We start from the raw sequence: 12,452 nt of genomic DNA, 5'->3' as shown, positions 1-12,452 counted from the left end.
CTGGAGGGAAGGAGGCCCCGTCGACCCCGCACCAACCGGCCGCGTGGATGCCCACCGTCGATGTGGTGCTCGCCGCCCAACGCTGGAAATAGCTTCTGACCTGCGAAAACGCGCAGTTCAGGAGATGCCGTGGAACGGCGGGCCGTCGTGGGCCGATGTGTACGGAGGTGCGCGTCGGGGAGTCACCACGTGGCCCTCGTTGCCCCGCTCGTTCGTCATTGGGAGCCGGGGTGTCGTGCGCCCGACATTCGGGCCGGGCTTTGGTAGGTTGGCCTGGGCCGGAAGAAGGTCGGGAGCATCGCCCGACCGACTCGCGGGCGGGCTTGCGGAATGGCGCCAGAGCCACTAGCCGATGTTATCATCGAAGAGTCTACGAAGATTTTGCGGCGCGCCGTCGACGCATGTGCTGGGCCAGTGTGCGCGGCTCGTATGCTCGGCGGCTGTTCTGTACCGACAGTCGGGCGGGGGCGGTCGAAGGTGGCTTCGGTGGTGGAGTTCGACTCGGCGAGCGGGCCGAGTCGAGGCGTTCCGATGATTTGGGGTGGTGTACCCCAGCGGAACAAGAACTTCACCGGGCGAGAAAGCCAGCTCGCCGAGCTCCGTCGCCGTGTCTCCTCCGAGCAGACCGACGTCACCGCCGTCCTGCCGCACGCCCTCCAGGGCCTGGGTGGTGTCGGGAAAACTCACCTCGCCATCGAGTACGCGTACCGGTACCAGTCCCACTACGACCTGATCTGGTGGATCCCCGCCGACCAGCCGGCGCTCGTCCGCTCCAACCTGGCCGCGCTGGCGCCTCGTCTCGGCCTGTCCGAGGGCGGCCTGCTGCGGGTCGAGGACTCGGTTGCCGCCGTTCTCGACGCCCTGCGCCGGGGCGAGCCCTACCACCGATGGTTGTTGATCTTCGACAACGCCGACCAGCCCGAGCTGATCCGCAGCCTGATGCCCCACGGCCCCGGCCATGTACTCGTAACTTCGCGTAACCGGCGATGGCAGAGCATCGTCGACACGATCGAGGTCGACGTCTTCGCTCGCCGCGAGAGCCTGGAGTTCCTCGATCGTCGGGTTCCCGGCATCGCGGAGTTCGACGCCAACCGGCTGGCCGAGGCGCTCGGGGACCTGCCGCTGGCGCTGGAGCAGGCCGGGGCGCTGCAGTTCGAAACCGGGATGGGCGTCGAGGAGTACCTGGACCTGCTCGGGGAGGCGTCGAGTCGGCTGCTGGCGGAGAACCCGCCGTCCGACTACTCGAAGCCGGTGGCGGCCGCGTGGAGCCTGTCGGTGACCCGGCTGCGCGATCAGGCGCCCTTCGCGCTCGAACTGCTGCGGCGGTGTGCCTTCTTCGGCCCGGAGCCGATCTCGCTGGAGATGCTCGACCGCGGCAAGTACACCCTGAGCTCCGACTTCGGCCGGTCGATGCAGGACCGGTTGCTGGTGAGCCGCGCCATGCGCGAACTCGGCCGCTATGCGCTAGCGAAGATCGACACCAGTCGCAAGACGGTGCAGGTGCACCGCCTGGTCCAGATGCTCATCCGCGAAGAGCTCCCGGCCGAGGAGCAGGCCCGCATGCGGGACGAAGTCCACGCACTGCTGGTGGCCGCCGACCCGGGGAACTCCGAGACCCAGAACCGGGTCGAGTTCGAGAACCTGCTCCCACACATCGTGCCCTCCGGTGTCTTCGAGTCCACCGAGGTCCCGGCCCGTCAGCTCATCGAGCACATCATCGGGTACCTGTACAACGTCGGAGACTTCACCACGGGCCTGAACGAGGCGGACCGCGCATTGCGGCAGTGGGAGAAGGCCTCCGGCGAGCGCGATCCGGACGTGCTCGTGCTGAAGGGGATCAAGGCGAACATCCTCTGGTCGCTAGGTAGATCTCAGGACGCATATGACCTGCGACGGCCCACCCTGGAGGCGATCACTGAGGTCCTCGGGCCGGACCACGAGGAGACTCTGATCATCCTCAACGGCCATGGCGCCGACCTGCGTTCCCGCGGCGAGTTCCGGGCGGCGCTCGTGCTCGACGAGGACGCCCTTCCCCGACACGAAAGAGTTTTCGGTACATATACTCACGAAACCCTTCTTTGTGTCAACAATCTCGCATTGGACTACAGCCTCAACAGCTCCTATGAGCTTGCGCTGCGGCGGGATCAGGAGAACCTCGCCAACAGGCGGGACCTGTCGGGCGGTGATACGGATCCTTGGGTTGCGCTCTCGTTGGCTGCTGTCGCCCGTGACCTGCGGCAGGCGGGCCATTACCTGAAAGCCCGGGATGCGGCGGAACACGCCTACCGGGTTTATGAAGATCTCGTCGACCGTGGGCGACTTACCGCCGATCATCCGTACGTTCTCGCGCAGGCGAAGGATCTCTCGGTCGCCCGGCGGAAGGCCGGGCTCTTCCCCGAGGCCCTGGTGCTCGCCGAGCAGGTCTACGGTCGTTACACGGAGAGTCGGCAGTTCGAAAAAGAACATCCCGAAGCCCTTGCCGCCGCGATCAATTTGGGGAATGCGCAGCGGGTCGCGGGTGATCCGAATGACGCGGCGGAGCGTATCGAGAAGACCGTAAATCGGTATCGTGAAGCTCTTGGTGCCGACCATCCGTATACCTACGGTTGTTATCTGAACCTAGCGCTGGTCCATCGTCAGCTTGGCCGGGTCGACGAGGCCGAGCGCCTGCTCAAGGACGCGCTCGCGGGTCTGGAAGGCAGGCTCGGCCCGGACCACCACTTCACGTTGACCTGCCGGGCGAACCTGGCCACCGCTCGATCCGCGCAGGGTGCGGTCAGCGAGGCCCTGGAGACCGGGGAACAGACCCTGAACTCGTTCCGTGACCTGCTGGGTCCTGATCACCCGCACACCCTGGTCTGCGCGACCAATGTCGCGTTGGACCTGGCCCAGCTCGGCCGGAACGACGAGGCCAAGAACCTCTCCGCCGACACCGTCACCCGTTACCGCCGGGTTCTGGGCCCGGAGCATCCCGACGTGCGGGCCGGTGAGCGCGGCGAGCGGCTCGACTTCGACTTCGAGCCGCCGCCGCTGTAGGCCCACCGGAGACTCGTCTGCCGGCCGCGGTGGATCCGGCCCGGTCAGGGCACCGGTTCGGGTAGCCAGGAGGCGACGGCGTCCGGATCGGCGCGGAGGCCGGACAGTTCCTCGATTCTTCGGTGCAACCGCTGAACGACTTCCGGCCGGGCGACCAGGGTGCGAGATCCCGGTGCGGCGTGCTGCCGCCGGCACAATGCCAGGCCGGCCCAGGCGTCGAGCAGGTCGGGCTCACATTCTATTTCTTCCTTGTATACCTGTGCCGCGGTCTGGGTATCCCCGAACGCGAGAGCCCGATCGGCCGCGGAGACGGTGGCGTCGAGAACATGGGGAACGCCCTGTCGAGCGGCCTCGAATCGTTTCGGGTCCAGCAGACGAAGCTGGGTGAGCGCAAGCCGCGAGCTGGTGACCAGGCCGCGGCGCCCCGGGACGATGCGCGTCGGTATCCGCGTCTTCGGCGGTGGCTGGCTGCCCTCGATCCAGGCCTTGGCCAACAGCGTGATCTGAGCCGGCGAGGGCTCAGCGTTACGGAGCTGCCAGGTAATTCTCGTGTCGTCAGAAGTCCTACGTGCGAGTTCGCCAGGCCCGTCGGGAACAGGTTTCTGGCGACTGGACCAGATGGTTGACTGCATGCCGTCCAGAAAACGTAGCCCGAGCGGTGTCATCGCGCCGGAGAAGCGCAGCGTGCTCAGGACCCGCCAAACCTCATCCCGCCATCGCGCGAACTCGAAGTGGGCAAATTCGTCCCCGCTTTCCGCAAGGCGTCGATAATCCCAGAATCCGGTCAGCCCGAGATAGGCGTAGGCGCCCTGTAGCAAACCTGGAAGGGGGCGCGGGTCACGTCGCCAGGGCGCGTAGAACAGCCGTTCGTCGGCCGGCTTGACCAGGGTCACCAGATCAAGCAACGCGGAGAGCTTCGTGTGCTGGAACTCGTGGACCAGCGCCGCGGCGAACGAGAGCCCATCCCGGGGAAGCGTGAGGGCCACCGCGCCGAAGGCCTCGCCGGACGAGGCGCTGAGCTCCTCGGCCCATGACGAGGAGGCCAGCGGAAAGATGGTGGCCAGCCCGGCCGCGACGGCCTCCGCGATCAACGGATCGTAGTCGCCGAGGATGTGCCAGCCGTCGTCGAGGCGTTGCTGCCAGACGTCGACATTCTCGGTCGCCGTGTCGGGCGCTATCGGCAGCTTGAGTAGCCCTCGGGCCGGGTCGACATCGTCGAGCAGGAGGGCGATGCGCCGGCGGTTCGCGATGCTCACCAGCTCCGGGACCATGTGCCACTGGCTGGCCTGCGACTGAGCCGGGAAAGGAGGCTTCGCGGCCGGATCGCTCGGGATCTCCAACGCCAGGGAGTCGCTCTGCGGGTTGTCGACCTGGCCGGGGGTCAGGTGCAGGACCGTCCCCTCGATCCGGACCGTGGCCCAGCCAGCTAGTCCGACCTGGACCCGGCCGACGGCCGGGATGAGCAGGTGGCCGTCCCGGAGCGGGACGGCCACCGTTGCGCACAGGCCGGCGCGCAGGGCGGCGGCGACGGCGTAGCTGCCGAGGATCCCGAGATCCTCCTCCAGCGGCGTGGCAGGGTTGGCGCTCCCGTGGAGCCGACGCAGGCAGTGCATCGCCCACAGGCCGAGGCCTGGTGACAGCAGGACTGTCTCGGTCGTCTCCGGGGCCTGCCGCTGGGCTGTGGCGAGCACGCCGTAGGCGTTTGTCAGGCCACCGGCGGCGACGGCCGCCGGGGCCCGCTCGCCGGCGTCCGTCATCACCGTGTGGAGTGCGAGTAGCCGCTTGCTCAGCTGCGTTCTCCGCAGGCCGAGCACGATTCCCGTGCGCCCGCCACCGGCCGCGAGGTCGTCGAAGTCGGCCAGCGCGAGCCGATGGAATTCAATGTTCACCCTGCGGCTTTGCCTTTTCGATATCTGCCCGGATCTGTTTGCCGATTCGTGTGATCAGTGCGAACAGATCCGGGCAGTAGACGGATCTGTTCCGAAAGCCGCTGCCGGCCTGATACCGGTGGGGATAATATCCACCTCCGCACACGCGGTGCACCGGGCATCGCGTGCACTCGCGGCCGAGCGCGGCGGCGCCGATCTGCCGGGCAAGGATACCTGGATGGCGCAGCGCCTCGTCGAGGTCATTGCGCGTAACGGTGAGGCCGGTGGATGCCGCGCCGTGATAGGCGGACTTGAGCGCGTCGACCTGTTCGATCGAGCCGTCGGTCTCGACGACGACGACGGACGAGGGCGAGAGACCGACCGTCTCGATGCGGCTGTGGCCGCCGAGGATCAGCGAGATGATCTCCAGAAACAGGCGGATGTCCGTCTCGTGGCTGGGGGCCGGATACCAACGGTCGAACACCATGCCGAGCCAGTCGGCGTAGGGCGTTGACGTCTCGTCGCTGTCCCGGGCCGGTGGGCGGGCCGTCCAGTTCCCGTGCGGAAGGAGGAAGTCGACGCTCGGTGGCCGCCATGCCAGCAGGCTCTCGTACACCTCTCCCGGATCGCTCGTGGGGTCGATGACACAGAGCAGCCCGGAGAAGATCGACCGGAAACGTTCCGAGGTGAGCAGGTGCAGGCCTCGGGCGATCTCGGCGTGGCTCCCACTCCCGTTGCGACGGGTCCGGCGCCGGTCGTTGACCGCCAGATCGCCGTCGACGCTGACCCCGACCTGGATGCGGAACTCCTGGCAGAGCTCGAGGAACACCTCGTCGATCAGAGTGCCGTTGGTCTGGAGGACGAACTCCACGGCGGTGTCAGTGCCGACCGCGGCGAGCAGACGCTCCGCGACGTTCCGGAGGTGGTCGTGGCCGGCCAGGAGCGGCTCACCGCCGTGCAGGATGATCTGCATCCATGGGAGTTCGTGCGTCTTTGCGTGTGCGGCGAGCCTGCGTGCCGTGGCCTCCACCACCGCCGGGCTCATCGTGACGGGCTGCTGCCGCCAGTTCTGGTCGGCCTGGTGGTAGACATAACAGTAGGTGCAGGACAGATTGCATCTGCTATTGATCTTGAGGACGATCTGGCGGAAGGGCGTGGGCCGCCATCCCGCGGCGGTCAGCCGGTGGAAGTCGAGCTCGTTGGCGGGCCATTCGTCCGACGGATCTCCATAGGCGGTGCCGAGGGGGCCGATCACACGATCTCGCCGTTCCGGCGTCAGAAGGTCGGGGTGAGAGACGATTGGAACCCTGCCGGCGGCTGTTGGAATTCTGCGGATTCCTCCGCCGACTGAAGAGCAGCCGGTAGAATCCGGCTCTCCGGAGTACCTGTCTCGCCAAATGGTGCGGCGCTGGAGGAGAAGCCGGACAGAGGTGCGCCCGCCCGCGTGGCCTCCATGGCCAGGTGGCGGGCGACCCGGCGCAGGGTTCGATTGCCCGTCGCGGCCACCTCGTCGAGCCGGAACACGCTCAGGTCCGGCAGATACGTCTCGATGTCGGAAGACGAGTCGTCCATCAGGTGTCCTCCTCGGCCGTCCCCGGTCCTCTAATCTAGCCGGTGCCGCGCGCAGGTGCTTCGCTCCTGTTGAAGTCCGCCGTTTCGACGGTACGTTCCCCGGGTCCGTGGGGACGGAAGCGATCCCGTCCTTTGCTGGTTTCGTAACCTATCGATGTCGTGCTTCGGGGAAGGCTCGCTCCCGGTCATGGTGGACTGCGTCTTCCGTAGCGGTGTCGATCAGCAATCCACGGCCGGTGCGTACCCGCGAGACGACGTAGAATCTGTTCTCGCCCGTCGGGAGGATGGATCCGGCCGAGTGCACCCTAACTTGAGCCGGCCTACGTGGCGCGGCCACGCCGGGCCGCGGGAGAGGGGCCACTCGGTGTCGGGGGAGAGCGTCGGGCGGGGGCTTGCCCAGGGTCGGTCCCATACGGAAGACGACCTCCCGGGGTTTTCCCGGGGTACCCGAGCACGGGTACCTGCATCGGCTGACGCCGGCCGGCATGCCTGAAGCCTGGAGCGCGCGGCCGCTGTACTTCTTTTTCAGCTATGCCAGGGCGGACAGCCGTGACGACCCGCTGCTCGAGCGGTTCTTCCGTGATCTCAGAGCCGAGGTGCGCCGCCGGGTGGGTCATCCGGACCCGGACACCGTTGGCTTCCTTGACCAGCGCAGCATCCAGCCGGGGGAGGCCTGGTCGACGGAGCTTGGCGCGGCACTCTGCCGGTGCAGAACCTTCGTGGCGATGTGCTCGCCCTCGTTCTTCGCGAGTGAGCACTGCGGCCGTGAATGGGGGATGTTCGACGAGCGGCTGCGCTCCGCCGCCGCATCGGCCCAGGCCTGTCCGGCGGCGCTGCTTCCCGTGATCTGGACGCCGTTACGCGATCCGCCGGAGCTGCTCGCCCGGTTGCAGTATGATCACAGCGGGTTGGGGAAGACGTACACGCAGTTCGGGTTGCGGTATCTCATGCAGCTCAAGCGCAATCATGACGAGTACCAGGAGTTCGTGCTGACATTAGCGGTTCGGATCGTCCAACTCGCTGAGGACTCGCCGTTGGCCCCGAAGTCCGAGATCCCGCCACTCCAAGAGGTTCCCGACGCATTCCGCGTACTCGCCAGGCCACCGTTGACACGTGATCAGGAAGATGTGCCGCCTGAGATGCGGGCGACGGTCGTTCCCGACCCGCCGCGAGCCGACCGTGCCGAGGACGACGTCCCCGTGGTGGACAAGGGGCAGGGCAAGCCGCCGTCACCGGATCGGCAGACGGCGCCCGCGCCTGATCCGCCCCAGTCCTCGACTCCGCCCCGCCCGCTCCAGGAGGCGCCGTCGCCCATCGTGGGCGGGCCGGGCCGCGTGACTTTCGTGTTCGCCTCGACGTCGGCCGAGGAGATCGCCACGTTGCGCCGTCAGCTCGACTGTTACGGCGAGACCTTCGAGGAGTGGACGCCGTACAAGCCTCGTGCCCACGACCGGGTCTGCGTGATCGCCCAGATGGTTGCCGCCAGGCAGGGTCTTGTCTCGAACATCGTGCCACTGGACCACGGCGTCTCCGATCTGCTGGAGCAGTCAAAGGTCCGCAACGAGATCGTGATCCTCGTTGTGGACATGTGGGCGGCCAAACTGGAGAACGTGCGTCGGGCCCTGGCCACCTACGACGTTCGCAACGAGCCGACGTCGGGCGTCCTGGTGCCGGTGAACCCGCACGACCTGGAGACCCATGCCAACTCCGCGCATCTCACCGAGGTACTGGCGACCGCGCTGCGGAACAACTTCGTCCGCCGGGACAAGCTGTTCCGCATGGATGTCCACTCCTGCGAGGAGTTCGACCTGGCCCTGGTCCAGATAATCGTCGAGTCGCAAGCGCGGATCTTCGAGTACCGGCGGGCCCTGCGGCCGACGGGGGACAACCCCCGTCGGTTTCCCCGGCTTTCCGGCCCCTAGGCGGTGTCGGTGTCTGGTACGGACTTCGGAACCGTCGTCACCTTCTACTCCTACAAGGGTGGCACCGGCCGGTCCATGGCGCTCGCCAACACCGCCTGGCTGCTGGCGAGCAGCGGCTGCCGGGTGCTGGTCGTGGACTGGGACCTGGAGGCTCCCGGCCTCCATCGTTACTTCCACCCCTTCCTCCACGATCCCGACCTCCGGTCGACTCCCGGGATCATGGACATGATCTGGGAGTTCACGGTGACGGTCATGTCGCCGCAGGGGCCGAACGACGACGACTGGTTCAGTCGGTCGACCACGATCACGCCGTACGCGGCGTCGCTGAACTGGCCCTTTCCCGACGGTGGGACCGTGGACTTCGTCTGTTCCGGTCGGCACGACGCAGCCTACGCCCAGCGGGTCGGCACGTTCGACTGGAACGCGTTCTACGCGGACAAGGGCGGAGGGGAATTCGTCGACGCGCTTCGCCAGGACATGAGGTCCTCCTATGAGTGGGTCCTGATCGACAGCCGCACCGGGTTGAGCGACACGGCCGGGATCTGCACCGTCCAGCTGCCCGACATCGTGGTCAACTGTTTCACCCTCAGCACGCAGAGTATCGAGGGTGCGGTCGCCGTCTCCCGCTCCATCGCGGCACACAAGGAGGGGCGCGAGATTCTACAGCTGCCCGTCCCGATGCGGGTCGAGGACGGCGAGCAGCGAAAACTCGAGCTCGGTCGGGATGTCGCACGGGTGGCATTCGACCCGTTCCTGCATGGCTTCGATGAACGCGCGAAGGAGCGTTACTGGGGTGACGTCGAGATCCCCTACAAGCCCTATTACGCGTATGAGGAGATCCTCGCCGTCTTTGGGGACCGCCCGCTCCAGGAGGGCACTCTGCTGGCCGCATACGAGAGGCTGGCGTCCTACCTGACTGACGGTATGGTCGCCGCGCTTCCTCCGCAGGACGAGTCCCGGCGCCGGAGCACTCTCGCGGTTTTCGAGCGGTCGCGAGTATCGATCCCGACCGACATGGTCGTCAGCCACGCCTCGACCGACCGCCCCTGGGCGGAGTGGGTCGCCGCCGAGCTCGAGGCGGCCGGGTTCCAGGTGATCCTCGAACAGATCAGTCAGTCCGGGGCCGGCTGGAAGGACGACACGGAGCCGGAGCCGATCCGGCGAATGGTGGCTATCGTGTCGGCCGCCTACCTCCGTTCCGCCGAGGCGATGGAACGGTGGCGGCGGAGCCTGACCTTCGATCCGGACGGGGCCCAGCGCCTCCTCGTCCCGGTCCGGGTCGAGGAGGTTCGCCTGCCGCCGGAGGGCGCCGCGCGTGACCACGCGGATCTCGTCGGGCTTGCCGAAGCACCGGCCCGCCGAGCACTGGTGGCCGCGGCCGGCCGGCCGTCCCGACTGGCGGTCACCACCCGCACGCGGCCGGCGGACGCGACCGATGTCCGCTATCCCGGCTCCCCCCCGGCGATCTGGGAGGGGGTGCCTGCGCGGAACCCGATGTTCGTCGGCCGGGACGCGCTGCTGATGGACATGCGGAACCGTTTCATGGGTGCCGACAAGCCGGCGGCCCACACCCTGGTCCTGCAGGGGCTCGCCGGTGTGGGCAAGACCCAGGTCGCCGCCGAGTATGTCTTCCGTTTCGGTTCGACCTACGACCTCGTCTGTTGGATCGGCTGCGATCAGGCGGCGCTGGCGCGCAGTGACATGACCCGCCTCGCCCACACCCTCGGCCTGCCCGTCCGGCAGGGGCGGGACCCGGTGGACAGCCTGGTCGACGCCCTGCGCAAGGGAGTGCCGTACCGGCGCTGGCTCCTCGTGTTCGACAACGCAGACACCCCGGACGAGATCCTTCCCCTCATTCCGAACGGCTCGGGGCATGTGGTCATCACCTCCCGTAACCAGCGCTGGCGGGGCCGGCAGTCCCCGGTGGAGATCGACGTGTTCAACCGCGACGAGAGTGTCGAGCTGCTCCAGCGGAGCTCGCCGGCGCTGACGACCGAGGTCGCGACCCGGCTCGCCGAGGCGCTGGGCGACCTTCCCCTCGCGCTTGAGCACGCCGGCGCCTGGCATGCGGAGACCGGGATGCCGGCGGAGCGCTACCTGCAGCTGCTCGAGAGCAGCCCCGGCCCGCTGCTGCTCGAGGGTGAGGTCCCGACCTACCCGCGGCCGGTCGCCATGACCTGGCTGCTGTCGATGGAGCGGCTGCGTTCCCGCGCCCCCACGTCCGCCCGGCTGGCGCAGCTCTGCGCCTTCTTCGGGCCGGAACCGATCAGCCTCGAGCTGTTCGCCGGGGACGGCCTGGCCGTTCTTGCCGACGTCACGGACCAGACGCTGCGGGACGACCTCACGCTGGCCGAGGCCGTGCGGCAGATCAGCGAGCACGCGCTCGCGCGGGTGAACTCCACCGACCGAAGCCTGATGATGCATCGCCTCGTGCAGACCGCGATACGAGACGAGCTGACCCCCACCGAACGGGCCGGCGTCCGGGCCCGGGTGTACGCGATCCTCGCGGCCGCCGATCCGGGAAATCCCGACGATCCCGAGAACTGGAAGCGCTACGCCCTGATCCGCCCGCACCTGGGACCCACCCGCGCGCCGACCGCTCGCGGCGAGGACGTCTCCCGCCTCGTCCGTCATCAGGTGCGATGTCTGTATTTGCAGCGTGATCACATCGGCTGCCGTGACCTCGCCAGCAAGACGCTCGTCCTGTGGCGGGAGCGCTTCGGAGACGACGACGAGCGTACGCTGCAACTCGCCTTGGACCTGGCGGACAGTCACCGGGCGCTCGGCGACGTCGAACAGGCCCGGGTGCTCGATCTCCGCGCGCGGGAACGGCTGGTTCTCCTTCTCGGCCCGAACCATCCGCTCAGCCTGCGCGCCGCGATGGCGCTGGGCGGTGACTACCGCGGCGTCGGTGACTACGAGGCGGCCTGGCTGCTCGATGAGGATACGTACGCCCGCTACCGGGAGACGGCGGGCCTCGACAATCCGGAGACGCTCAAGGCGGCGAACAACCTGGCCGTCTCCCTGCGTTTCCTGGGCGATTTCAAACTGGCACTCGAGATGAGTGAGGAGGTCTTCGAGCGCCACCGCAGGCTCACGGGGGACGCCGATGTTTCGGCGCTCATGTACCTGGAGAGTTATGCCCGGGACCTTCGAGAGAACGGGAGGTACCCGGCCTCGCTCACTCTTCTCGAAGGCGCGCTCGAATGGTCTCGCCAGGCGCTGGGTGACGATCACCTGGACCGGCTGCGGACAATGACTAACTACGCCGTGTCGCTCCGTTGGGCCGGTCATTCGGGCCGCGCCCGCGAGATCGCGGAGGATGCCCACGCCAGGTTCCGCGCCCACGCCGATCCCGGGCAGTCAGAGGCGCTCGCGGTCGCAGTCTGCCTGGTCGGCGTCCTGCTGGAGGTGGGTGAGACCGCGACGGCGCGGAGGCTGGCGGACGAGACCCACCGGCGGGCCCGGTCCAGACTGGGTGAGCGGAACATCTACACGCTTGCCGCCGCCAACAGCCTGGTCATTGCCACGCGCCAGTGCGGCGAGCACATCGCCGCCGAGGTGCTGGGCCAGCAGACGCTGGACGGCCTGCGGTCGGCGCTCTCCGCCATGCACCCGTTCACGGTCTTCTGCTCGATGAACGTGGCGAACTGCCACGCTGATGCCGGGCGGATCGCCGCGGCCCGCGAACTCGACCAGGGGGCGTGGAACGTCCTGCAGGCCAAGCTGGGGGAGGACCACCCGGTGACGCTGATCGCCGCGGTGAACCTGGCGGCGGACGAGCAGCGAAGCGGGGACCTGGAAAACGCGCGGGCGCAGCGATCTGGCCTGCTCCGTCAGCTCGGGGAGCGACTGGGCGTGGAACATCCCGTCGTCGTGGCGCTGGGCCGGGGCCGGCGAGTCGACCTGGACATCGACCCTCCTCCCATCTGAACAGCCCTCCATCGCAGGGGCGCGGGGGATGCCTCGAGGCCGTTGCTTAGGCAGGAGCCGGTGCGGGCCGCCCTTCCGGCCTGCACCGATCAAGCTTGCTGCTGCGCGCTGGATTGGAACC

Annotated in this window: 6 protein-coding genes; 3 read left to right on the top strand and 3 right to left on the bottom strand. The window is 67.9% G+C overall.

Annotation, left to right across the window (positions count from 1 at the left end; genetic code table 11):
- Window positions 1-486 precede the first annotated feature (486 nt).
- On the top strand, window positions 487-3,036 hold the full coding sequence (fxsT, locus tag FRANEAN1_RS28315; RefSeq protein WP_020463180.1) for an FxSxx-COOH system tetratricopeptide repeat protein: 2,550 nt from the start codon (window positions 487-489) through the stop codon (window positions 3,034-3,036).
- 44 nt (window positions 3,037-3,080) lie between these two features.
- Here the strand turns inward: fxsT (FRANEAN1_RS28315) and FRANEAN1_RS28310 are convergent, their stop codons facing one another.
- The 3 genes from FRANEAN1_RS28310 to FRANEAN1_RS28300 are packed head-to-tail and all read right to left on the bottom strand — an operon-like array spanning window position 3,081 to window position 6,476.
- Window positions 3,081-4,925, bottom strand: a complete 1,845-nt coding sequence (locus tag FRANEAN1_RS28310; RefSeq protein WP_020463179.1) for an HEXXH motif domain-containing protein — start codon at window positions 4,923-4,925, stop codon at window positions 3,081-3,083.
- Entirely contained in the window at window positions 4,915-6,159 is a 1,245-nt protein-coding gene (locus tag FRANEAN1_RS28305) for an FxsB family cyclophane-forming radical SAM/SPASM peptide maturase (protein WP_020463178.1), read from the bottom strand. Before FRANEAN1_RS28305 ends, FRANEAN1_RS28310 begins: the two co-directional genes overlap by 11 nt.
- A 20-nt stretch (window positions 6,160-6,179) precedes the next feature.
- Window positions 6,180-6,476, bottom strand: coding sequence for a hypothetical protein (locus tag FRANEAN1_RS28300; protein WP_041254875.1), 297 nt, complete (start codon window positions 6,474-6,476; stop codon window positions 6,180-6,182).
- Window positions 6,477-6,961: 485 nt separating this feature from the next.
- Between FRANEAN1_RS28300 and FRANEAN1_RS28295 the strand changes: the two genes are divergently transcribed.
- Both FRANEAN1_RS28295 and fxsT (FRANEAN1_RS28290) read left to right on the top strand, forming a co-directional pair.
- Window positions 6,962-8,398, top strand: a complete 1,437-nt coding sequence (locus tag FRANEAN1_RS28295) for a TIR-like protein FxsC (RefSeq protein ID WP_347176794.1) — start codon at window positions 6,962-6,964, stop codon at window positions 8,396-8,398.
- Window positions 8,399-8,407: 9 nt separating this feature from the next.
- Window positions 8,408-12,331 (top strand): FxSxx-COOH system tetratricopeptide repeat protein, encoded by a 3,924-nt coding sequence (fxsT, locus tag FRANEAN1_RS28290; RefSeq protein WP_041254874.1) that lies wholly within the window; start codon window positions 8,408-8,410, stop codon window positions 12,329-12,331.
- Window positions 12,332-12,452: the final 121 nt, after the last annotated feature.

Source organism: Parafrankia sp. EAN1pec (assembly GCF_000018005.1).
In the GTDB taxonomy this organism is placed as follows: Bacteria; Actinomycetota; Actinomycetes; order Frankiales; family Frankiaceae; genus Parafrankia; species Parafrankia soli.
Note: the sequence above shows the minus strand (reverse complement) of the source record. Positions and strands in the feature narration are given on the sequence as shown.